This is a genomic window from Streptomyces chisholmiae, assembly GCF_031845445.1.
Taxonomy (GTDB): Bacteria; Actinomycetota; Actinomycetes; order Streptomycetales; family Streptomycetaceae; genus Streptomyces; species Streptomyces chisholmiae.
Window position 1 is genome coordinate 298,550 of the sequence record NZ_JAVREO010000008.1, and the last position, 22,017, is coordinate 320,566.

20 protein-coding genes and 1 pseudogene are annotated in these 22,017 nt (G+C 74.8%); 15 read left to right on the top strand and 6 right to left on the bottom strand.

Annotated features, from left to right (window positions below; genetic code table 11):
- Nucleotides 1-16: 16 nt before the first annotated feature.
- Nucleotides 17-1,533 (bottom strand): annotated as a pseudogene (locus RM844_RS16020) (NAD(P)H-hydrate dehydratase).
- Nucleotides 1,534-1,622: 89 nt separating this feature from the next.
- Here RM844_RS16020 and alr point away from each other — a divergent pair.
- The 3 genes from alr to tsaE are packed head-to-tail and all read left to right on the top strand — an operon-like array spanning nucleotide 1,623 to nucleotide 4,417.
- The gene (gene alr, locus RM844_RS16025; RefSeq protein WP_311667865.1) at nucleotides 1,623-2,813 is read left to right on the top strand and encodes an alanine racemase; all 1,191 of its coding nucleotides are present in this window, start codon (nucleotides 1,623-1,625) and stop codon (nucleotides 2,811-2,813) included.
- Nucleotide 2,814: 1 nt separating this feature from the next.
- A complete protein-coding gene (locus RM844_RS16030; RefSeq protein ID WP_311667866.1) occupies nucleotides 2,815-3,918 on the top strand; it encodes an alpha/beta fold hydrolase in 1,104 nt (367 codons plus the stop codon).
- Nucleotides 3,899-4,417, top strand: coding sequence for a tRNA (adenosine(37)-N6)-threonylcarbamoyltransferase complex ATPase subunit type 1 TsaE (tsaE, locus tag RM844_RS16035; RefSeq protein ID WP_311667867.1), 519 nt, complete (start codon nucleotides 3,899-3,901; stop codon nucleotides 4,415-4,417). The genes RM844_RS16030 and tsaE overlap by 20 nt, the downstream gene beginning before the upstream one ends.
- Nucleotides 4,418-4,977: 560 nt before the next feature.
- Here the strand turns inward: tsaE and RM844_RS16040 are convergent.
- A complete protein-coding gene (locus RM844_RS16040; protein WP_394814523.1) occupies nucleotides 4,978-5,517 on the bottom strand; it encodes a hypothetical protein in 540 nt (179 codons plus the stop codon).
- Nucleotides 5,518-5,689: 172 nt separating this feature from the next.
- Between RM844_RS16040 and tsaB the strand changes: the two genes are divergently transcribed.
- From tsaB to RM844_RS16060, 4 genes are read left to right on the top strand one after another with little or no spacing between them, the layout of a single operon-like run.
- Entirely contained in the window at nucleotides 5,690-6,379 is a 690-nt protein-coding gene (tsaB, locus tag RM844_RS16045; protein WP_311667869.1) for a tRNA (adenosine(37)-N6)-threonylcarbamoyltransferase complex dimerization subunit type 1 TsaB, read from the top strand.
- On the top strand, nucleotides 6,376-6,879 hold the full coding sequence (rimI, locus tag RM844_RS16050) for a ribosomal protein S18-alanine N-acetyltransferase (protein ID WP_311667870.1): 504 nt from the start codon (nucleotides 6,376-6,378) through the stop codon (nucleotides 6,877-6,879). Before tsaB ends, rimI begins: the two co-directional genes overlap by 4 nt.
- Nucleotides 6,872-7,927, top strand: coding sequence for a tRNA (adenosine(37)-N6)-threonylcarbamoyltransferase complex transferase subunit TsaD (tsaD, locus tag RM844_RS16055; protein WP_311667871.1), 1,056 nt, complete (start codon nucleotides 6,872-6,874; stop codon nucleotides 7,925-7,927). Before rimI ends, tsaD begins: the two co-directional genes overlap by 8 nt.
- A complete protein-coding gene (locus RM844_RS16060; RefSeq protein WP_311667872.1) occupies nucleotides 7,927-8,175 on the top strand; it encodes a hypothetical protein in 249 nt (82 codons plus the stop codon). Before tsaD ends, RM844_RS16060 begins: the two co-directional genes overlap by 1 nt.
- A 13-nt stretch (nucleotides 8,176-8,188) precedes the next feature.
- Here the strand turns inward: RM844_RS16060 and RM844_RS16065 are convergent, their stop codons facing one another.
- Nucleotides 8,189-9,397 (bottom strand): THUMP-like domain-containing protein, encoded by a 1,209-nt coding sequence (locus tag RM844_RS16065; protein WP_311667899.1) that lies wholly within the window; start codon nucleotides 9,395-9,397, stop codon nucleotides 8,189-8,191.
- 64 nt (nucleotides 9,398-9,461) lie between these two features.
- On the opposite strand from RM844_RS16065, the gene RM844_RS16070 reads away from it, so the two are divergent.
- The 3 genes from RM844_RS16070 to groL all read left to right on the top strand — a co-directional run bounded on the left by RM844_RS16070 (nucleotide 9,462) and on the right by groL (nucleotide 12,842).
- Nucleotides 9,462-10,565, top strand: a complete 1,104-nt coding sequence (locus tag RM844_RS16070) for a polysaccharide deacetylase family protein (protein ID WP_311667873.1) — start codon at nucleotides 9,462-9,464, stop codon at nucleotides 10,563-10,565.
- Between the two features lie 214 nt (nucleotides 10,566-10,779).
- Nucleotides 10,780-11,088: a co-chaperone GroES gene (gene groES, locus RM844_RS16075; RefSeq protein ID WP_097230433.1), complete on the top strand. Its 309-nt coding sequence runs from the start codon at nucleotides 10,780-10,782 to the stop codon at nucleotides 11,086-11,088.
- A gap of 128 nt (nucleotides 11,089-11,216) precedes the next feature.
- A complete protein-coding gene (gene groL, locus RM844_RS16080; RefSeq protein WP_311667874.1) occupies nucleotides 11,217-12,842 on the top strand; it encodes a chaperonin GroEL in 1,626 nt (541 codons plus the stop codon).
- A gap of 110 nt (nucleotides 12,843-12,952) precedes the next feature.
- On the opposite strand, the gene RM844_RS16085 is transcribed toward groL, so the two are convergent.
- Entirely contained in the window at nucleotides 12,953-13,783 is an 831-nt protein-coding gene (locus RM844_RS16085) for an SDR family NAD(P)-dependent oxidoreductase (protein ID WP_311667875.1), read from the bottom strand.
- A 58-nt stretch (nucleotides 13,784-13,841) separates the two neighbouring features.
- Entirely contained in the window at nucleotides 13,842-14,159 is a 318-nt protein-coding gene (locus RM844_RS16090; RefSeq protein ID WP_311667876.1) for a WhiB family transcriptional regulator, read from the bottom strand.
- A gap of 360 nt (nucleotides 14,160-14,519) precedes the next feature.
- Between RM844_RS16090 and RM844_RS16095 the strand changes: the two genes are divergently transcribed.
- From RM844_RS16095 to RM844_RS16110, 4 genes are all read left to right on the top strand, one after another.
- Entirely contained in the window at nucleotides 14,520-15,131 is a 612-nt protein-coding gene (locus RM844_RS16095) for a response regulator transcription factor (RefSeq protein WP_019431595.1), read from the top strand.
- A 247-nt stretch (nucleotides 15,132-15,378) separates the two neighbouring features.
- Nucleotides 15,379-15,954 (top strand): RNA polymerase sigma factor ShbA, encoded by a 576-nt coding sequence (shbA, locus tag RM844_RS16100; protein ID WP_311667877.1) that lies wholly within the window; start codon nucleotides 15,379-15,381, stop codon nucleotides 15,952-15,954.
- 107 nt (nucleotides 15,955-16,061) lie between these two features.
- Nucleotides 16,062-17,567 (top strand): IMP dehydrogenase, encoded by a 1,506-nt coding sequence (gene guaB / locus RM844_RS16105; RefSeq protein WP_311667878.1) that lies wholly within the window; start codon nucleotides 16,062-16,064, stop codon nucleotides 17,565-17,567.
- A 67-nt stretch (nucleotides 17,568-17,634) separates the two neighbouring features.
- A complete protein-coding gene (locus RM844_RS16110) occupies nucleotides 17,635-18,750 on the top strand; it encodes a GuaB3 family IMP dehydrogenase-related protein (RefSeq protein WP_311667879.1) in 1,116 nt (371 codons plus the stop codon).
- A 21-nt stretch (nucleotides 18,751-18,771) separates the two neighbouring features.
- Here the strand turns inward: RM844_RS16110 and RM844_RS16115 are convergent, their stop codons facing one another.
- On the bottom strand, nucleotides 18,772-20,001 hold the full coding sequence (locus tag RM844_RS16115) for a nucleotide sugar dehydrogenase (protein ID WP_311667880.1): 1,230 nt from the start codon (nucleotides 19,999-20,001) through the stop codon (nucleotides 18,772-18,774).
- A gap of 208 nt (nucleotides 20,002-20,209) precedes the next feature.
- Between RM844_RS16115 and RM844_RS16120 the strand changes: the two genes are divergently transcribed.
- Nucleotides 20,210-21,943 (top strand): glycerol-3-phosphate dehydrogenase/oxidase, encoded by a 1,734-nt coding sequence (locus RM844_RS16120; RefSeq protein ID WP_311667881.1) that lies wholly within the window; start codon nucleotides 20,210-20,212, stop codon nucleotides 21,941-21,943.
- The last annotated feature ends 74 nt before the right edge of the window (nucleotides 21,944-22,017 follow it).

The window sequence follows — 22,017 nt, forward strand, 5'->3', positions numbered from 1 at the left end:
AGGCCATGGCCAGCGATTATTCCGGGCTGGGGTGCTGTCCGTGGCCGCCGCCCGCGGCGCCGTCCTCGGTCAGCAGCCGGTGCCAGACGGCGGGGAGCGCCGTGGTGAGGGTGGAGGCCGTCGGCGGCAGCGGCGCCGCCCGGCCGGCCAGGCCGTGCAGGTGGGCCGCGACGGCGCCGGCGTCCCGGGCGCTCAGCCCGGCCGCCAGCAGCGCCCCGGCCAGCCCGGAGAGCACGTCCCCGCTGCCGGCCGTCGCCAGCCACGGGGTGCCAGTCCCGTTCACCAGCACCGGCCCCGTCGGGTCGGCGACCAGTGTGGTCGAGCCCTTCAGCAGCACGGTCGCGCCGAAGCGGGCGGCCAGCTCGCGGACCGAGGCCAGCCGGCCGGCCTCGACCCGCGCGCGGTCCACGCCCAGCAGCGCCGCCGCCTCCCGGCGTGCGGGGTGAGCAGGGTCGGCGCCCGCCGGGCCCGCACCCGGGCCTGGTCCAGGCCGCGCAGCGCCTCCGCGTCCAACAGCAGCGGCACGTCGGCGGCCAGCGCCTCGTCCAGCACCCGCGCAGCCCGCGGGTGGTCGCCGAGGCCCGGGCCGGCCACCCAGGCCTGCGTCCGGCCGGCCTCCGCCGGCGTGCCCGTGCTGATCAGCGTCTCCGGATAGCGGGCGAGCACCGCGTCGGCGGCCGGCCCCGCGTAGCGGACCGCCCCGACCCCGCCGTGCAGCGCGCCCCCCACGGTGAGCACGGCGGCCCCCGGGTAGCGGGCCGAGCCGGCCGCCACGCCCAACACCCCGCGCCGGTACTTGTCGCTCTCGCCCACCGGCCGGGGCAGCAGCGCCGCCACCTCGGCGTCGGTCAGCGCGGCCACCTCTGGCTCGGCCGGCAGCAGCGGCCCGAGGCCGATGTCCACCAGCCGCACCTCGCCCGCGTACTCCCGCGCCGGGTCGATCAGCAGCGCCGGCTTGTGGGTGCCGAAGGTCACGGTCAGCGCGGCGGGAAGCACCGGCCCGCGCACCTCGCCGGTGTCGGCGTCCACCCCGCTCGGCAGGTCCACGGCGACCACCGGCGCCCCGCTGGCCCGGACCCGGTCGGCCAACTCGGCCGCCACCGGCCGCAGTCCGCCCCGCCCGCCGATGCCGGTGATCCCGTCCAGCACCAGCGCGGCGCGCCCCAGCAGCGCGTCCAGCGCGGCAGGCGACGTGTCCGGCACCGCCAGGGCCGTCCCCCCGCCGGCCCGCAGCGCGGCCAGCCCGGCCGGGTGCGCCCGCCCCGCATCGAGCAGCAGCGCGGTGACCGCCGTCCCGCGCCGGGCCAGCCGGGCGCCGGCGAACAGCGCGTCGCCGCCGTTGTCCCCGCCGCCGACCAGCAGCACCACCCGGGCGGCGGCGCGCCGGCCGCGCGGCGCCCGGGCGCGCAGCAGCTCGGCGCAGGCGGCGGCCAGCCCGGCCGCCGCCCTGGCCATCAGCGTGCCCTCGGGCAGCCCGGCCAACAGGGCCTTCTCCGCGGCGCGCACGGCCGCCACTGGGTAAGCAGTCCTCATGCGCCCAGTCTGGCGCAGCCGGCCCGCGGGACCGGCCGGCCACACCCGGCGGACGTCCGGGCCGGCGGCTTCCTGCGACACTGGTGGCGATGAACGACCACTCACTGGCAGGGCGAACGGGCGAGGGTCCGCCACTGCGCGCGGACATCGACCTCGCCGCGCTGCGCTCCAACGTCCGGGCGCTGCGCCGCCGGTTGACCGGGGGCGCGGCGCTGATGGCCGTGGTCAAGGCCGACGGCTACGGACACGGGATGCTGCCCTGCGCGCGGGCGGCCCGGCAGGCCGGCGCGGCCTGGCTGGGCGCGGCGACGCCGCAGGAGGCGCTGGCGCTGCGCGCGGCCGGCGACACCGGCCGGGTGCTGTGCTGGCTGTGGACGCCGGACGGGCCGTGGCGGGCCGCGGTCGAGGCCGACCTCGACGTGTCGGTCAGCGGCCGGTGGGCGTTGGAGCTGGCGGTCGGGGCGGCCCGGGCGGCCGGCCGGACGGCCCGGGTGCAGCTGAAGGCCGACACCGGCCTGGGCCGGAACGGCGCCCAGCCGGCGGACTGGCCCGAGCTGGTGGCGGCGGCGCGCGCCGCCGAGGCCACCGGCGCGGTCCGGGTGACCGGCCTCTGGTCGCACCTGGCCTGCGCCGACGAGCCGGGGCACCCCTCGATCCGGCGGCAACTCGCGTCGTTCGCCGAGGCGGTGGCGGTCGCCGAGCGGGCCGGGCTGCGCCCCGAGGTGCGCCACCTGGCCAACTCGCCCGCCACCCTGACGCTGCCCGAGGCGCACTACGACCTGGTGCGCACCGGGGTATCGGTCTACGGCCTCTCGCCGTCGGCCGAGGTGGGCACCCCGGAGGACTTCGGGCTGCGCCCGGTGATGACGCTGCGCGCCGCGCTGGCGCAGGTGAAGCGGGTGCCCGGCGGGCACGGCGTCTCCTACGGGCACCACTACACGACGCCGGGCGCGACCACCCTCGCGCTGGTCCCGGCCGGCTACGCGGACGGCGTGCCCCGGCACGCCTCCGGCAACGGCCCGGTGCTGGTCGCGGGGAAGCTGCGCACGGTGGCCGGACGGGTCGCGATGGACCAGTTCGTGGTGGACCTCGGCGGGGACACCGCGGAGGTCGGCGACGAGGCGGTGCTCTTCGGCCCCGGCGACCGGGGCGAGCCGACGGCCGAGGACTGGGCCCGCGCGGCGGGCACCATCGGCTACGAGATCGTCACCCGGATCGGCCCCCGGGTGCCCCGGATCTACCACGGGGTCGAACCGAGCCCAGGGGAGCCGGTGGTCTGAGATGCGCTGGGCGGCCAGGGCCGGCATAGCCGGTCTCGCACTGGGCGCGGTGGCCACCACGGTCGCCGTGGAGCGGCTCACGGTCAGCCGCTCGGTCCGCCGGCAGGCCAGGGAGGCGCTGGACGCGGCCGGCCCGTTCGGCACCCTGCGCGGCACCCCGGGCACCGCCGTCGCCGACGACGGCACCGAACTCCACTACGAGGTGGACGAGTTGCCCGAGGGGGTCGGGCCGGGCGGCGGGACGGTGGTGTTCTGCCACGGCTACTGCCTCAACCAGGACGTCTGGCACTACCAGCGGGCGGCGCTCCGCGGCCGGGTCCGGGCTGTCTACTGGGACCAGCGCGGGCACGGCCGGTCCGCGCCGGGGCGCGCGCAGCGGGAGCGCGGCGAGCCGCTGCACATCGAGCAGTTGGGGCGCGACCTGCGGGCGGTGCTGGACGCGGCGGTGCCGGACGGGCCCGTGGTACTGGTGGGGCACTCCATGGGCGGCATGACGGTGATGGCGCTGGTCGAGCGGCACGCCGACTACGTGGCCCGCCGGGTGGCCGGGATGGCGCTGCTGAGCACGTCGGCCGGCGACCTCGCCCAGGTCAGCTACGGCTTCCCGCCGTCCGTGGTGCGCGCCGCCCGGCGCGCCGCGCCCGGGGTGCTGCGGGTCCTGGGCGCCCAGGCCGAGCTGGTGGAACGCGGCCGGCGGGCGGTCGGCGACCTCTACGCCGGCCTGATCCGCCGCTACTCCTTCGGCGCGCCGGACGCGGTCGACCCGGCGGTCGCCAGGTTCGCCGAGCGGCTGATCGAGTCGGTGCCGATCGACGTGGTCGCCGAGTTCTACCCGGCCTTCGCCGAACACGCCACCTGGGGCGCGCTCACCACCCTGCACACCCTCTCCGAGGACCTGCCGGTCCTGGTGCTGGGCGGCGGCCGGGACGAGATCACCCCGGTCGAGCACAGCCGGCGGATCGCCGCCGCGCTGCCGGCGGCCGAGTTCGTGACCCTGCCGGACGCCGGCCACCTGGTGCTGCTGGAGGACCCGGCGGTGGTGACCGGCCGGCTGCTGGCGCTGCTCACCCGTAGCATCGGGTGCCATGGGTCCACAGCTGACTGAGCCGCACCTCACCTGCCGGGTACCGACCGCCGAGCGGATGACGGCGCTGGGCCGCCGCCTGGCCGGGCTGTTGCGGCCGGGCGACCTGGTGCTGCTCACCGGGGAGTTGGGTGCCGGCAAGACCACCATGACGCGCGGCCTCGGCGAGGGCCTCGGGGTGCGCGGCGCGGTCACCTCGCCGACCTTCGTGATCGCCCGGGTCCACCCGCCGCTGGGCGAAGGACCGCCGCTGGTGCACGTGGACGCCTACCGGCTGGGGGGCGGCCTCGACGAGATGGAGGACCTCGACCTCGACGTGGCGCTGCCGGAGTCGGTGGTGGTCGTCGAGTGGGGCGAGGACCGGATGGAGCAGCTCTCCGACGACCGGCTCCAGGTGGTGCTGCACCGGGCGCCGACCGAGCGGGCCGACCCGGCGGCGGACGACCCGCGCGAGGTCACCTTCCGGGGGGTCGGGGCGCGCTGGCGCGGCGTCGACCTGGCGGCGGCGCTCACCGACTGAACGGGCCGCCGAACGGCCGGCCGGTCTCGGGTCGCTTCTCGGCGCGGCCGGCCGCGGAGCTGGCCGCGGGGGCCCCGCGGGGCCGCGGGACCGGCCGCGGACGGGCCGTTCCGGCGGGAACCGGCCGCCCACCGGCCCGGTCGCCGACGAACCGGGCAGTGAGCGAACCGGGCAGCGAGCGAGCCGTCCGGCGATTGCACCGATCAGCGATTGCGCCGTCCAGCGATTGCACCGGACACGGAACGGACCGGTCACCGATCGGGCTGTTCACCGACCGAACCGGTCAGCGACCGCCGGCGGAGGCACCGGCCGGAGCAGCCGGGACACACGTCGGGGTGGGCGGACGGCCGGCCGGGGCAGTCGGGACGCCGGCTGGGTCGGCGGAACGCTGACCCGGGCGGTGGGAACAGACAGTGGGAACACGGGCCGGTTTCGGACCGGACCGGTCGGCGACGGAACCGGTCTGTGACCGGCGGCGGAGGCACCGGCCGGAGCGGTGGGAACACCGGCCGGACGGCCGGCACGTCGGCCGCGTGCCGGCCGCCGCGTCGGTCGGTCGGTCAGGGGACGACGACCACCGGGACGTCGATGGCGGCGAACTCCCACATCGCCGCGCCGTCCTCCCGGGTCTGCCGGATGCCGCCGGTGCCGTCCGCGGCCGCCGGGTCCGGCGTCGAGCCGTCCTGCGCGGCGGAGAAGCCGAACACCGTGCCGTCCGCCGCGACCGCGAAGACCACCGCGTGCTCCATCGGCACCCCGTCCGAGCCGGTGCCGCGCTCGGAACGGGAGGTCACCTGGTAGCCGCCCGGCTCGGGGCTGCGGGAGCTGGGGAAGACCTCGTGCGTCCGGCGCACTATGTCGCCGGTGCCGTCCGGACTCACCTCGACCAGCCAGACCCGCCGCTGCTCCAGGGAGTACACCACCCGCTCGCCGGTGCCCGAGTCGGCCGGCAGCGGCGGGACCTCCGCCTCGTCCTCGGCGCCGCCGTTGGCGCCGCCGTCACCCTCCGCCTCGGGCGTCGGGGACGAACGGGTGGGTGGCGGCCAGTTGTCGGCGGCCGAGGCCTGGTAGGCGAAGAACCCGACGACGGCGAGCGCCATGACGGTCAACGCGGCGACGAAGACGCTGGACCCGGAACCTGAGGTGTGGCGCGCCACGGTGCGGTGCCGCCTTTCGCGACGGGACGGGAGAACGCGGACCGGTGGGACCCCGGTCCATCCCACCGAAGCTACCAGGGTCCGGGGCCCGTCGGCGGCGCCGTAGGCTTGCCGGGTGCTGCTGCTCGCCCTGGACACCGCAACCCCGGCCGTCACCGTCGCGCTCTTCGACACGGAGGAGGGCCGGGTGCTCGCCGCGCGGGAGCGGGTGGACGCCCGCCGGCACGGCGAGTTGCTGATGCCGTTCGTCGACGAGGTGCTGACCGCCGCCGGCCGCCGGCTGGCCGAGGTCGGCGCGCTGGTGGTCGGCACCGGCCCCGGCCCCTACACCGGGCTGCGGGTGGGGCTGGTGACGGGCGCCGCGCTGGGCGCCGCCCTGGACGTGCCGGTGTACGGGGTCTGCACCCTGGACGGCATCGCGCACGCCGCCGGCCTGGCCGGGCCGTTCGTGGTGGCCACGGACGCCCGGCGCAAGGAGGTCTACTGGGCCGAGTACGCCGACGCGGACACCCGGGTCGGTGGCCCGGCCGTGGACCGGCCGGCGGAGCTGGCCGAGCGGGTGGCCGGCCGGCCGGCCGTCGGCGCCGGCACCGCGCTCTACCCGGACGCCTTCCCCGGCGCCCGCGCCGACCTGCCGGCGCACGCCTCGGCGGGCGCGCTCGCCGCGCTCGCCGCGCGCCGGCTGGCCGCCGGCGAGCCGCTCGACCCGCCGCTGCCGCGCTATCTGCGCCGCCCGGACGCCAGGGAGCCGGCCGGCTACAAGGCGGTCACGCCGCCGTCGCCCGAGGCGGAGGCCAGGCGATGAGCGAGGTGGCGCTACGGGCCATGCGCTGGTGGGACATCGAGCCGGTGCTGGCCCTGGAGGCCGAGCTGTTCGCCCAGGACGCCTGGTCGGCCGGCATGTTCTGGTCGGAGTTGGCCGGTGCCACCCTCGACCCGCCGCTGCGCGACTACGTGGTGGCGCAGGCCCCGGGCGAGCCGGGCCTGGCCGGCTACGCCGGGCTCGGCGTCGCCGGCGACACCGCCGAGGTGATGACCATCGGCGTCACCGGCGCGCACCAGGGCACCGGCCTGGGCGCCCGGCTGCTGACCCGGCTGCTGCGGGGTGCCGAGGAGCTCGGCTGCGCGGCGGCCATGCTGGAGGTCAGGGTGGACAACGAGCCGGCCAAGCGGCTCTACCACCGCTTCGGTTTCCGCCAGGTCGGCGTGCGGCGCGGCTACTACCAGCCGGGGAACCGCGACGCCCTGGTGATGCGCAAGGAACTCGCCGAGACGGCGACACACGGGAGTCCTGAGGATGGCTGACGAACCGCTGGTGCTGGGCATCGAGACCTCCTGCGACGAGACGGGCGTCGGCGTGGTGCGCGGCACCACGCTGCTGGCCGACGCGGTCGCCTCCAGCGTGACCGAGCACGCGCGGTTCGGCGGCGTGGTCCCCGAGATCGCCAGCCGGGCGCACCTGGAGGCGATGGTCCCGACCATCGAACGGGCGCTGGCCCAGGCCGGCGTGCGGGCCCGTGACCTGGACGGGATCGCCGTCACCGCCGGCCCGGGGCTGGCCGGCGCGCTGCTGGTGGGCGTCTCGGCGGCCAAGGCGTACGCCTACGCGCTGGACAAGCCGCTCTACGGGGTCAACCACCTGGCCTCGCACATCTGCGTGGACCAGCTCGAACACGGGCCGCTGCCGGAGCCGACCATGGCGCTGCTGGTCTCCGGCGGCCACTCCTCGCTGCTGCTGGCGCCGGACATCACCACGGACGTCCGCCCGTTGGGCGCCACCATCGACGACGCGGCGGGCGAGGCCTTCGACAAGGTCGCCCGGGTGCTGGGGCTCGGCTTCCCCGGCGGCCCGGCGATCGACCGCGAGGCGCGGGCCGGCGACCCGGCCGCCATCGCCTTCCCGCGCGGGCTGACCGGGCCCAGGGACGCGCCGTTCGACTTCTCGTTCTCCGGGCTGAAGACGGCGGTCGCGCGCTGGGTGGAGACCCGGCGGCGGGCCGGCGAGCCGGTGCCGGTGGCCGACGTGGCGGCGTCCTTCCAGGAGGCGGTCACCGACGTGCTGACCAGGAAGGCGGTGCGCGCCTGCCGCGAGCAGGGCGTGGACCACCTGATGATCGGCGGCGGGGTGGCGGCCAACACCCGGCTGCGCGCCATGGCGGAGGAGCGCTGCGCCGCCGCCGGGATCATCCTGCGGGTGCCGCGGCCCGGCCTGTGCACGGACAACGGCGCGATGGTGGCGGCGCTGGGCGCGGAGATGGTGGCCAGGAACCGGCCGCCGTCCGCGCTCGACCTGCCCGCGGACTCCTCGCTGCCGGTCACCGAGCCGCTGGCGCCGGCGGGGGAGTCGGCCTGATGGCGGTGGCGCTGATGTGGGAGGCCAGGGCGGTGCCCGGGCGGGGCGCCGAGCTGCTGGCCTGGGCCCGTGACCAGCGGCTCGACCCGGCCCCCGAGCGTCGGGAGACCTTCACCGCGCCGCAGGACCGGGTGCTGGTGATCACCTGGTGGCCGGCCGACGGCCCGCTCGCCGAGTTGCCGGAGCCGCCGGCCGGGCTCTGCCAACGGCCGCCGCACCGCTGGCGGTTCACGCCCGTCCCGGGCTGAGCCGCGGCCCGGGTCAGCCGGCCAGCGGGTGGCCGATGAGCATGCTGGGCGCGCCGGCCACCCGGGTCAGGAAGACGGTGGCTGAGCCGGTGCCGCTGGGCTTGACCCGGCGCAGCAGCTCCTCGGGGCTGATCGCCGAGCCGCGCTTCTTGACCGTCAGGGTGCCCACGTCCCGCTCCCGCAGCAGCGCCCGCAGCCGCTTGAGGTGGAACGGCAGTACGTCGGTGAGTTCGTAGCCGACGGCGAACGGCGTGCGGCGGGGCTGGTCGGTGGTGACGTAGGCGATGCTCGGGTCGAGCAGCCGGCCGGCCAGTTCGGTGGCCACCGCGCCGACCAGCCCGGCCCGGATCACGGCGCCGTCCGGCTCGTAGAGGTAGCGCCCGGGGGCGCCCGTCGGGGCCGGCTCGGGGGTGCCGGCCAGCGAGTCGCCGGCGGGCAGCAGGGTGGCCCGGCGGCGGCCGGGCGCGGCGTCGCCGCCGAACCACAGCACGGCCTCCTTGACCTCGCCCCGGTGGGAGACCCACTCGGCCTCGGCCGCCGCCGGGATCGCCTCGTGCGGGACGCCGGGGGCGATCTTGAGCGCGGCCAGCGGCCGGTCGGCCGCGGTGGCCAGCGCCCAGGACAGCGGCGGCGAGTACGCCTCCGGGTCGAACACCCGGCCCCGGCCGCCGCGTCGCGCCGGGTCGACGAAGACCGTGTCGTAGCCGGCCAGTCCGACGTCCTCGACCGAGCCGAGCCGCACCTTGATCCGGTCGGCCAGGCCGAGGGCCGACGCGTTGGCCCGGGCGACCGCGCAGGTCAGCGGGGAGCGGTCGACGGCGAGCACGTCGAGCCCCGCCCTGGCCAGGGCGATCGCGTCGCCGCCGACGCCGCAGCACAGGTCGGCGACCCGGCGGGCGCCGGCGGCGGCCAGCCGGCCGGCCCGCCAGGCGGCGACGGAGGTCCTGGTGGCCTGTTCGAGGCCGTCCGGGGTGAAGTACATCGCGCCCGCCTCGGCGCCGAACTTGGCGACGGCCCGCTGCCGCAGCCTGGCCTGCCCGAGCGCGGCGGCGACCAGGCCGGCCGGGTGGTCCCGGCGCAGCCGGGTGGCGACGGCCAGCTCCTCGGCCGGGGCGACGTCCCTGACCAGGTCGAGCAGGCGCTGGCCCGGCTCGGTGAGCAGGGCGGCGAAGGCTTCGGTCGGGTCGGGCGGGGAGTCTTCTGGTGCGGCCACCCGGGTCATTCTGCCCGTCTTGGCGGTGGGGGCTGCGGGGGAGGGCGGCTTCCCGGTGGCAGCATCCCGAGCCATGAAGCTAATCAGACAAGTACGACAATTCGAGGCGCGGGTCCGGCGGCGCCCCGACGCCGCCCACACCCCCCGGCACGCCAGGCCCCGCCCGGCGCACGCCGCCGGCCGTCCGGCGGGCCGGGCCGCCCCCGCCGCCGGGGTGCGCGGGCTGCTCAGACGCTATGGCGCGCTCAGCGGCGCCACCCTGCTCGCCGTGGTCTGCTCGGGCGTCGGCCTCCCGCCGCCGCTGCGCCCGGAACCGCCGCCCGACGAGCCCAGGTGGCGCACCCTCACCGCCGAGATCGAGCGGCCGGCCGCCCTCGGTGGCCAGTTCCTCGGCGCACCGCAGCGCGTCCAGGCGTCCAGCGTGGCGCACACGCTCCTGGCGTACGCCGAACGGCTGGAACGCGCCGAGGTGCGCCGGGGGGCGGCCGCCAAGACCTGGAAGCTGCGCGACGTGCCGCTGCGCGCCCCCACGCCGCCCACCGAGAAGGCCGAACTGACCACCGAGCCCGGCCATGTGACGGGGGAGGGGCTGCCGCCGGTGATCGTGCAGGTGCCCACCGACCACAAGGTCATCTTCCTCACCGTCGACGACGGCGCGGACAAGGACCCGGCGTTGCTGGAGATGCTCCGCGACCTCGACGTCCCGATCTCCGGCTTCCTCTCCGACGAGGTGGCCAGGGAGGACTACGGCTACTTCCGGGAGGCCCAGCGGGCCGGCTACGGGATGCACAACCACTCGATCACCCACCGCCAGATGAACACCCTGAGCCGGGCCGAGCAGCGGGCCGAGATCTGCGGCCAACAGGACATCATGGAGCGGGAGCTGGGGCACCGCCCGGTGCTCTTCCGGCCGCCCTACGGGGCCTATGACGAGGACACCCTGCGGGCCGCCGCCGAGTGCGGCATCGAGGTGGTGCCGCTGTGGGCGGCGGAGGCGTTCCCCGACCGGATCGACTACGGGCGCGCGGACCAGCGGTTCCGCCCGGGGGACATCGTGCTCACGCACTTCCGCGGCGAGCGCGAGTGGGACGCGGCGATGACCGACATGGTGCGGCTGCTGCTCGACACGGCCACCGAACAGGGCTTCGCCGTCGCCCGGTTGGAGGACTATCTCTGAGCCCCGGGACCGGCTCCGACGGGGCGCGGCGACCGGCTCGCTGGCACTCTAGTTGACTGAGTGCTAACGGCGGCCTAGTCTCATGGCTGGCACTCTCACTCAAAGAGTGCCAGAACGCGCGACAGGCGGACTCGGCACCCGCGACGACGGGTCCTCCAGGTCGCCATCCAGCCATAGATAACCCCGTGAGATCTCCGAAGGGGGAGGTCGGATCGTGACGACCGCCAGCTCCAAGGTTGCCATCAAGCCGCTTGAGGACCGCATCGTGGTCCAGCCGCTCGACGCCGAGCAGACCACGGCTTCGGGCCTGGTCATTCCGGACACCGCCAAGGAGAAGCCCCAGGAGGGCACCGTCCTGGCCGTGGGCCCGGGCCGCTTCGAGGACGGTAACCGTCTGCCGCTCGACGTCAAGGTCGGCGACATCGTGCTGTACAGCAAGTACGGCGGCACCGAGGTCAAGTACAACAACGAGGAGTACCTCGTCCTCTCGGCGCGCGACGTGCTCGCCATCGTCGAGAAGTAACGCACCGACGCTTGTCGCGCCGCGCCCCGGAACCCGCTCTGCCACGTGCCGGGGCCGGGGCGCGGTCTGATTCCAGCGGCCTGATTGCGGCCTGACTCCAAGAAGGAACTAAGGGACACCGAAGACCCATGGCGAAGATCCTGAAATTCGACGAGGACGCCCGTCGGGCCCTTGAGCGCGGCGTCAACCAGCTGGCGGACGCGGTCAAGGTGACCATCGGCCCCAAGGGCCGCAACGTCGTGATCGACAAGAAGTTCGGCGCCCCCACCATCACCAACGACGGCGTCACCATCGCCCGTGAGGTCGAGGCCGAGGACCCGTACGAGAACCTCGGCGCCCAGCTGGTGAAGGAGGTGGCCACCAAGACCAACGACATCGCTGGTGACGGCACCACCACCGCCACCGTGCTCGCCCAGGCCCTGGTGCGCGAGGGTCTGCGGAACGTGGCCGCCGGCGCTTCCCCCTCGGGGTTGAAGCGCGGCATCGACGCCGCCGTCGCCGCCATCTCCGACGACCTGCTGGCCAGCGCCCGCCCGATCGACTCCAAGGAGGACATCGCCGCCGTCGCCGCGCTGTCCGCCCAGGACAGCCGGGTCGGCGAGCTGATCGCCGAGGCCATGGACAAGGTCGGCAAGGACGGTGTGATCACCGTCGAGGAGTCGCAGACCTTCGGTCTCGACCTGGACTTCACCGAGGGCATGGCCTTCGACAAGGGCTACCTCTCGCACTACATGGTCACCGACCAGGAGCGCATGGAGGCCGTCCTCGACGACCCCTACATCCTGATCCACCAGGGCAAGATCGGCTCCATCCAGGACCTGCTGCCGCTGCTGGAGAAGATCATGCAGGCCGGCAGCTCGAAGCCGCTGCTGATCATCGCCGAGGACGTCGAGGGCGAGGCGCTCTCCACCCTCGTCGTCAACAAGATCCGCGGCACCTTCAACTCCGTCGCGGTCAAGGCCCCCGGCTTCGGCGACCGCCGCAAGGCGATGCTCGGCGACATGGCCACCCTCACCGGTGGCACCGTGATCTCCGAGGAGGTCGGCCTCAAGCTCGACCAGGTCGGCCTTGAGGTGCTCGGCACCGCCCGCCGGGTCACCATCACCAAGGACGACACCACCATCGTGGACGGTGCCGGTGACAGCGCCGCCATCCAGGACCGGGTCGGCCAGATCAAGGCCGAGATCGAGGGCACCGACTCCGACTGGGACCGCGAGAAGCTCCAGGAGCGCCTCGCCAAGCTCGCCGGCGGCGTCTGCGTGATCCGGGTCGGCGCGGCCACCGAGGTGGAGCTGAAGGAGAAGAAGCACCGCCTGGAGGACGCGATCTCCGCCACCCGCGCGGCGGTCGAGGAGGGCATCGTCCCGGGCGGCGGCGCCTCCCTGGTGCACGCGGCCAAGGTCCTCGAAGGCGACCTCGACAAGACCGGTGACGAGGCCACCGGCGTGTCGATCGTCCGCCGCGCCGTCGTCGAGCCGCTGCGCTGGATCGCGGAGAACGCCGGCCTGGAGGGCTACGTCATCACCTCCAAGGTCAGCGAGCTGGACAAGGGCCAGGGCTACAACGCGGCCACCGGCACCTACGGCGACCTGGTCAAGGACGGCGTGATCGACCCGGTCAAGGTCACCCGCTCCGCCCTGCAGAACGCGGCGTCCATCGCCTCCCTGCTGCTCACCACCGAGACCCTCGTGGTGGAGAAGAAGGAAGAGGAGCCCGAGCCGGCCGGCCACGGCGGCCACGGGCACGCGCACTGACCCTCGGGTCAGCGCCGCCACACGGCACGCGGCCGGGCCCGGCGACACCCTCGTGGTGTCCGCCGGGCCCGGCCGTCTCGCGTCGCCGCTGCGGGGCGGGCGGCCGCGCGTTACCCGCCCGGCCGCGCGGTGCCCCGCCGGGCGAACCGGCCGGCCCGTTCGCCGCGCCGCCGGGGCCCGAACTCCCGGCCGGCGCGCGCCGACACCCGCCCCAGCGCGGCCACCGGCAGCAGCCTGGCCGCCCCCAGCAGCGCCTTGTACCGCACGTCCGGCACGCTGACCACGCGTCCGCGGGCCAGGTCCCGCAGCCCGGCCGCCACCACCCGGTCCGCGTCCAGCCACATCCAGTCGGGCAGCGCCGTCATGTCCATCTCGGCGCGCTGGTGGAACTCGGTCCGCACGAAGCCGGGGCAGAGCGCCATCAGCCGCACCCCGCTGCCCGCCAGCTCCAGCGCCACGCCCTCGGTGAACCTGACCACCCACGCCTTGGACGCGCCGTACGTCCCGCGCGGCACGAAGGCGGCGACCGAGGACACGTTCACCACCCAGCCGCGGCCCCGCTCGCGCATCCCCGGCGCGGCGGCCGAGGTCAGCCGCAGCACCGCCTCGCAGTGCACCCGCAGCATCCGCAGCTCCTCCGCCAGTGAGGCGCGCAGGAAGCCGCCGCCCAGGCCGAAGCCGGCGTTGTTGACCAGCACGTCCACCGGCCGGTCCGGATCGGCGAGCCGTTCGGCCACCGCGTCGATGCCCGCGTCGGTGGCCAGGTCGGCGGGGAGCGCGGTCACCGCGACGCCGTACCGCTCGGTCAGCTCCGCGGCCTGGGCCGCGAGCCGTTCGCCGTTCCTGGCCACCAGGATCAGGTCGAGGCCGTCGCCGGCCAGTCTGCGGGCGAAGGCCGCGCCGATCCCCGCGCTCGCCCCGGTCACCAATGCCGTCGTCATGCGGGTGACGGTAGTCGCCCCGTGCGGCGCCGGGAACCGCCGGGTGACCGGGCGGCGGTCAGCCGGGCCGGTGCTGGGCGCCGCTCTCGACGAAGCCGCGGCGGGCCCGGCCGAGCAGCTCCTCCCGCTCGTCCTCGGTCAGCCCGCCCCAGACGCCGTAGGGCTCGCGGACCGCGAGCGCGTGCGCCGCGCACTCGGTGCGCACCGGGCAGCGGGTGCACACCTCCTTCGCCGCCTCCTCCCGAGCGCTCCGGGCGGCGCCGCGCTCCCCCTCCGGGTGGAAGAACAGCGAGCTGTCCACGCCCCGGCAGGCGGCCATCAACTGCCAGTCCCAGAGGTCGGCGTTGGGGCCGGGAAGGCGGGAGAAATCTGCCATGACAGTGTCCCATCGTCAGCGAGTCGTCAGCGAGTCGTCTTCGCGACCGAGCAAGAACCAAAGAGCCACGGAAGTAGATGTAAATATGACTACCAGCCGAATATAGCCTTAGACACGACAAAGCGGAAAAGAAGGTCTAAATAGGGCAAAACTCAATCACTCGCGTGTTGGTCGGGACCCGGCTACTGCGTGATGAGCTGGTCACGTACAGTGCTGATGCTGTGAGGTGGGAAGCCGTAACTCTTTCGGGTGACCATCGTTGAGAGGGCGGAGGCGGTTGGCTCGGCTGCCGATCGCCCGGATGACGACTCAAACTCCCTGGAGGCACAAGGTGACGCGCATCAGCTGCGGAGGGCGGCCATGACTTCTGTCCTTGTCTGTGACGACTCCCCCCTCGCCCGGGAGGCGCTCCGTCGAGCGGTCGCCACGGTGCCCGGCGTCGAGCGGGTCACGACGGCGGCCAACGGCGAGGAGGTCCTCCGCCGCTGGGGGGCCGACCGCTCCGACCTCATCCTGATGGACGTCCGGATGCCCGGCCTCGGCGGCGTGGAGACGGTCCGCCGGCTGCTCTCGGCGGACCCGGGCGCCCGCATCATCATGTTGACGGTCGCCGAGGACCTCGACGGGGTGGCGCTGGCCGTCGCCGCCGGCGCCCGCGGCTACCTGCACAAGGACGCCTCCCGGGCCGAGTTGCGGGCCACGGTCACCCAGGCCCTGGCCGACCCGACCTGGCGGCTCGCCCCCCGCCGGCTCCGCTCCTCCGACATGGGCGCGGCCCCCACGCTCACCGCCCGGGAGATCCAGGTGCTGGAGGGGATGAGCCACGGGCGGTCCAACGCGGAGATCGGCCGCGAGTTGTTTCTCTCGGAGGACACGGTCAAGACGCACGCCCGCCGGCTCTTCAAGAAGTTGGGTGCCTCGGACCGCGCACACGCCGTGGCCTTGGGTTTTCGCTGGGGACTGGTCCGCTGACCGCACCCGGCACACGGGTTTGGACGGGGTGTTCGCCACGGGCGCTCCACCCCGTCCGGTGGGGAGCGGGGCCCAAACGGTCCACCGGTGTCGCATCCTGGAAGCATGAAGCTCCTTGGGGACGAGCCAGCCGGGTGTGAAGGGGAGGGCCAGGAACGTGACCTTCAGCGCTCCCGCGCATAACGCTTCGGTGCACAACTCCGCCACAGCGGCCGCTGAGCGGCCGGCGGGGGTGCACCATGGACCGATGCGCGATGACGACACCTCGGCGATCGCCGCCCTGGCGCATCGCGCGGCCATGGGCGACGCCCAGGCCACTCACGATCTGCTGGCCCACGTGCATCCGCTGGCCCAGCGCTACTGCCGGGTACGGCTCTCCCGCCTCCCGGGTGAGGCTCGCCACTTCGTGGACGACCTCGCGCAGGAGGTCTGCCTGGCGGTGCTCTGCGCGCTGCCGCGCTACCGGGACACCGGGCGCCCGTTCGACGCCTTCGTCGTCGCCATCGCGCAACACAAGGTCGCCGACCTCCAGCGGGCCGCGCTGCGGCACCCGGGCAGCATGGCGGTGCCGTCCGACGAGATGCCCGAGCGGCCCGACGACTCGCTGGGCCCCGAGGAGCGGGCGCTGCTGAGCAGCGACGCCGAGTGGGCCCGCAAGCTGCTCGCCAACCTCCCCGCCCACCTGCGCGAGCTGGTGCTGCTCCGGGTCGCGGTCGGGCTGACCGCCGAGGAGACGGGGCACCGCCTCGGGATGTCGCCCGGCGCGGTGCGGGTCGCCCAGCACCGGGCGCTCAGCCGGCTCCGGGCGCTCGCCGGGCGCTGACGGCGCTGGGCCGAGCGAGTGGTTTCAGGGTCGTAAGCTGGACACCCCGGCCGGTGAGCCAGTGGGGAGACCGTCCAGTTCGTTGGTTCATTCGGAAAAGTGGTGTCATGACTGATCACGTGGGTGAGGTGCCGCAGAAGTTCGCTGCGCTCGGGCTGACCTTCGACGATGTGCTGTTGCTGCCCGGCGCGGCGGATCTGGCGCCCGAGGACATCGACACCTCCTCGCGGATCTCCCGCAACGTCCGGGTGAACGTCCCGCTGCTCTCCGCGGCGATGGACAAGGTCACCGAGGCCCGGATGGCGATCGCCATGGCCCGGCAGGGCGGGGCCGGCGTGCTGCACCGCAACCTCTCGATCGAGGAGCAGGCCGCCCAGGTCGACCGGGTGAAGCGCTCCGAGTCCGGCATGGTCAGCGACCCGATCACGATCCGGCCGGACGCCACCCTCCGGGAGGCCGACGAGCTGTGCGGCCGGTACCGGATCAGCGGCGTCCCGGTGACGGACGCGGCCGGCAAGCTGCTGGGCATCGTCACCAACCGCGACATGGCCTTCGAGTCGGACCGCTCCCGCGAGGTGCGGGCCGTGATGACCCCGATGCCGCTGGTCACCGGCCAGGTCGGGATCTCCGGCGCGGACGCGGTCGAGCTGCTGCGCCGCCACAAGATCGAGAAGCTGCCGCTGGTCGACGACGCCGGCCTGCTCAAGGGCCTGATCACGGTCAAGGACTTCGTCAAGGCCGAGCAGTACCCGAACGCCGCCAAGGACGCCGAGGGCCGGCTGATCGTGGGCGCCGCGGTGGGCGTCGCGGGCGACGCCTACGAGCGGGCCCAGGCCCTGATCGAGGCCGGCGTGGACTTCGTGGTGGTGGACACCGCGCACGGCCACTCCCGGCTGGTGCCGGAGATGGCCGCCAAGATCAAGTCCAACCACGGCCAGGTCGACGTGGTGGCGGGGAACGTCGCCACCCGGGACGGCGCGCAGAGCCTGCTGGACGCCGGTGTCGACGGCATCAAGGTGGGCGTGGGCCCCGGCTCGATCTGCACCACCCGGGTGGTGGCCGGCGTCGGGGTGCCGCAGGTCACGGCGATCTACGAGGCGGCGCTCGCGGCCCGCGAGGCCGGCGTCCCGGTGATCGGCGACGGCGGCCTCCAGTACAGCGGCGACATCGCCAAGGCGCTGGTCGCCGGCGCCGACACGGTGATGCTCGGCAGCCTGCTGGCCGGCTGCGAGGAGTCCCCCGGGGAGTTGCAGTTCATCAACGGCAAGCAGTTCAAGTCCTACCGCGGGATGGGCTCGCTGGGCGCCATGCAGTCCCGGGGGGAGCGCCGCTCCTACTCCAAGGACCGCTACTTCCAGCAGGGCGTCGGCGACGACGACAAGCTGATCCCTGAGGGCATCGAGGGCCAGGTGCCCTACCGTGGCCCGCTGGCCTCGGTGGTCCACCAACTCGTGGGCGGCCTGCACCAGTCGATGTACTACCTCGGCGGACGCACCGTTCCCGAGATCAAGGAGCACGGCCGCTTCGTCCGGATCACCTCGGCGGGGCTCAAGGAGAGCCACCCGCACGACATCCAGATGACCACGGAGGCCCCCAACTACGCGCGGCGGTAGCGCCCGGGGCCGCCGCGGCGGCATCGGGGATACTGGGGGGCGCACACCGTACGGAAGGGCTCTACCTGTGACTGAGATCGAGATCGGGCGCGGCAAGCGTGGGCGGCGCGCCTACGCCTTCGACGACATCGCCGTGGTGCCCTCGCGCCGCACCCGTGACCCGAAGGAGGTCTCGATCGCCTGGCAGATCGACGCCTACCGCTTCGAGCTGCCGTTCCTGGCCGCGCCGATGGACTCGGTGGTCTCCCCGAAGACCGCCATCCACATCGGCGAGCTGGGCGGCCTCGGGGTGCTCAACCTGGAGGGTCTGTGGACCAGGTACGAGGACCCGGAGCCGCTGCTCGCCGAGATCGCCGAGCTGTCGGAGGAGCGGGCCACCCAGCGGCTCCAGGAGGTCTACGCGGCGCCCATCCGCGAGGAGCTGATCTTCCAGCGCATCCGTGAGGTGCGGGACGCGGGCGTGGTCACCGCCGCCGCGCTCTCCCCGCAGCGGACCGCGCAGTTCTCCAAGGCCGTGCTGGACGCCGGCGTGGACATCTTCGTGATCCGCGGCACCACGGTCTCCGCCGAGCACGTCTCGGGCGCGGCCGAGCCGCTCAACCTCAAGCAGTTCATCTACGAGCTGGACGTCCCGGTGATCGTCGGCGGCTGCGCCACCTACACGGCGGCGCTGCACCTGATGCGCACCGGCGCGGCCGGCGTGCTGGTCGGCTTCGGCGGCGGTGCCGCGCACACCACCCGCAACGTGCTCGGCATCCAGGTGCCGATGGCGACCGCGGTCGCCGACGTGGCGGCGGCCCGGCGGGACTACCTGGACGAGTCCGGCGGGCGGTATGTGCACGTGATCGCCGACGGCGGCGTCGGCTGGTCGGGCGACCTGCCGAAGGCCGTCGCCTGCGGCGCCGACTCGGTGATGATCGGCTCCCCGCTGGCCCGCGCCACCGACGCCCCGGGCCGCGGCCACCACTGGGGCATGGAGGCGGTGCACGAGGAGGTGCCGCGCGGCAAGAAGGTGCACCTGGGCACGGTCGGCACCACCAAGGAGGTGCTCCTCGGCCCGTCGCACACCCCCGACGGCTCGATGAACTTCTTCGGCGCGCTGCGCCGGGCGATGGCCACCACCGGCTACTCCGAGCTGAAGGAGTTCCAGCGGGTGGAGGTCACGGTGGCCCGCTCCCGCTGACGCCCCCGGGCGGCCGGCCGGTCAGAGCCGGTGGGCCGCCCCGGCCGGGGTCGCGCCCCGGGTGTCGAAGAGCAGCTGCGCCTTGGCGGCCAGGCCCTGGAGGTCGTAGGTGCCGTGGTGGTGCAGCAGCAGCGTCAGGTCGGCGGCGGCGGCCGACTCGTAGGGCGCGTCGGCGCGCGGCACCGGCCGGCCCGCCGGCCGCCAGTCGCTGACATACGGGTCGTGGAAGCTGAGCTGGGCGCCGAGCGACAGCAGCCGGCAGGCGACCTCCCGGGCCGGGCCGCGTGCCGGCGCCGGCAGCTCCGGCCGGTGGGTGACGCCCAGCAGCAGGATCCGGGCCCCGCGTGCCGACTTGCCGTGCTCGTTGAGCAGCGTGGTGGCCCGCTCGGTGACATAGCCGGGCATCCGCTCGTTCAGCTCGCGGGCCAGGCCCACCAGCCGCAGCCGGTTCCCCGGGTTGACCGGCGCGTCCGGGCCGGCGACGCCGGGCCCGGGGCGGCGGACGCCGGGGGCCGGCGCCCGCGCCTCGGCGCAGCGGACCACGTCCCACAGGTCGATCCCCAACTCGTGGCAGAACACCGCCATCTCGTTGATCAGGGCCATGTTGACGTGCTGCGCGTTGGTCTCCAGCACCTTGACCGTCTCCGCCTCCCGCAGCCCCCTGGCCCGCACCACCTTGTCGGTGAGCCGGCCGTAGAAGGCGGCGGCGGCCTCCGTGCAGTCCGGGGTGAGGCCGCCGATCACCCGGGGGACGCCGGCGTGGCCGCCGGGGCCGACCGGCTCGGCCCGGCCGGGGGCGTACGCCAGCTGGAAGTCCCGGCCGGCGCGCAACCCGGAGCCCCGCTCCAGCACCGGGCGCAGTACCCCCTCGGTGGTGCCGGGCGGCACCGTGGACTCCAGCACCACCAGCGTGCGCGGGCGCAACCGGGGGGCCAGCGCGGTCGCCGCCGCCCGGACGGCGTCCAGGTCGGGCGCGCCCCGGTCGTCGGGCGGGGTGGGTGCGCAGATCAGCGCGGTCCGCACCCGGCTCAGCACGCCCGGGTCGCTCGCCGCCCGGAAGCCGCCGGCCACCATCCGGCGCAGCGCCGGCGCGGTCAGCGAGCCGTCCACGGGAGGTCTCCCCGCGTTCAAGCCGGCGGCGGTCCGGGCATCCGGTACGAAGGCGACGGTGTGGACACCGGCGGCGGTGGCCGCCCTGGCGGCGGGCAGCGCCATCGGCCCAAGGCCCAGAACAGCGAGATCGGCGGGCATACGCGGGCGGCTCCCTTCCCTCGGCCCCTCCCCCGGGGGAGGGCATATGCACTACCTGTCAGGTTACGGGCATATATGACAGATGCGGTGGATTGGGCGGGTCAACGGGGCCGAGGGGACGCGCTCGGGGGGCGAACGGATCGGAGCTGGGAGAGCATCGTCAGCGGGACCAGGCAGCGGACGCAGTGCGACAGCCAGGGAGGCAGCGGTGAGGACAGCGACGCTAGGACCGGAACAGCGGGCCGAGGCACTGGCCCGGATGGCGGAACGAGAACTGGACGTCCTGGTGGTCGGCGGCGGCGTGGTGGGCGCCGGCACCGTGCTGGACGCCGCCACCCGGGGCCTGTCCACCGGACTGGTGGAGGCGCGGGACTGGGCCGCCGGCACCTCCAGCCGGTCGAGCAAACTGATCCACGGCGGGCTGCGCTACCTGGAGATGCTGGACTTCGGCCTGGTGCGGGAGGCGCTGCGGGAACGCGGCCTGCTGCTCAGCCGGATCGCCCCGCACCTGGTCCGCCCGGTGCCGTTCCTCTACCCGCTGCGACACCGCGGCTGGGAGCGGTTCTACGCCGGCTCCGGGGTGGCCCTCTACGACGCCATGTCGATCTCCTCCGGCCACGGGCGCGGGCTGCCGAGACACCGTCACCTGACCCGCGGCCACGCCCTGCGGGTGGCCCCCTGCCTGCGGAAGGACGCGCTGGTCGGCGCGTTGCAGTACTACGACGCGCAGGTGGACGACGCGCGCTTCGTCGCCGCCCTGGTGCGCACCGCGGCCAGCTACGGCGCCCGGGTGGCCAACCGCGCCCGGGTCACCGAGTTCCTCCGGGAGGGGGAGCGGGTGGTCGGCGTGCGGGTGCTGGACCTGGAGAGCGGCGGCCCCGGCGACGGCGACGAGCAGTTCCGCGCCTACGAGATCCGGGCCCGCCAGGTGGTCAACGCCACCGGCGTCTGGACGGACGACACCCAGGCGATGATCGCCGAGCGCGGCCAGTTCCACGTCCGGGCCTCCAAGGGCATCCACCTGGTGGTGCCCAAGGACCGCATCCACTCGACGACCGGCCTGATCCTGCGCACCGAGACCAGCGTCCTCTTCGTGATCCCCTGGGGCCGGCACTGGATCGTCGGCACCACGGACACCGCCTGGGACCTGGACAAGGCGCACCCGGCCGCGTCCAGCGCGGACATCGACTACCTGCTGGAACACGTCAACTCGGTGCTGTCCACGCCGCTCACCAGGGACGACGTGGAGGGCGTCTACGCGGGCCTGCGTCCGCTGCTGGCCGGCGAGTCGGACGCCACCAGCAAGCTCTCCAGGGAGCACACCGTCGCCCACCCGGTGCCCGGCCTGGTGGTGGTCGCCGGCGGCAAGTACACCACCTACCGGGTGATGGCCAAGGACGCGGTGGACGCGGCGGTGCACGGCCTGGACCAGCGGGTGGCGGAGTGCTGCACGGAGGAGGTCAGGCTGGCGGGCGCGGAGGGCTTCGCCGCGCTGTGGAACGCGCGGTCCCGGATCGCCGCCCGGGCCGGCCTGCACGAGGCCAGGGTCGAGCATCTGCTGCACCGCTACGGCTCGTTGACGCAGGAACTGCTGGACCTGATCGTCGCCGACCCCCGGCTGGGCCAGCCACTGCCCGCGGCGGACGACTATCTGAAGGCCGAGATCGTCTACGCGGCCTCGCACGAGGGGGCCCGGCACCTGGAGGACGTGCTCACCCGCAGGACCCGGATCTCGATCGAGACCTTCGACCGGGGCACCCGAAGCGCCCAGGAGTGCGCCCAGTTGATGGGCGGCGTGCTGGGCTGGTCCGACCAGCAGGTGGAGCGTGAGGTGGAGCACTATCTGAAGCGGGTGGAGGCCGAACGGGAGTCCCAACTGCAGCCCGACGACCAGACGGCCGACGCGGCCCGGCTCGGCGCCCCGGACACCGTTCCGCTGTGAGACGGCGCTGTCAGGGGCGGCCGGCGCCGCCCCTGACGGGACCTCAGGACGCGCCGATTCGTTACTGATCCACT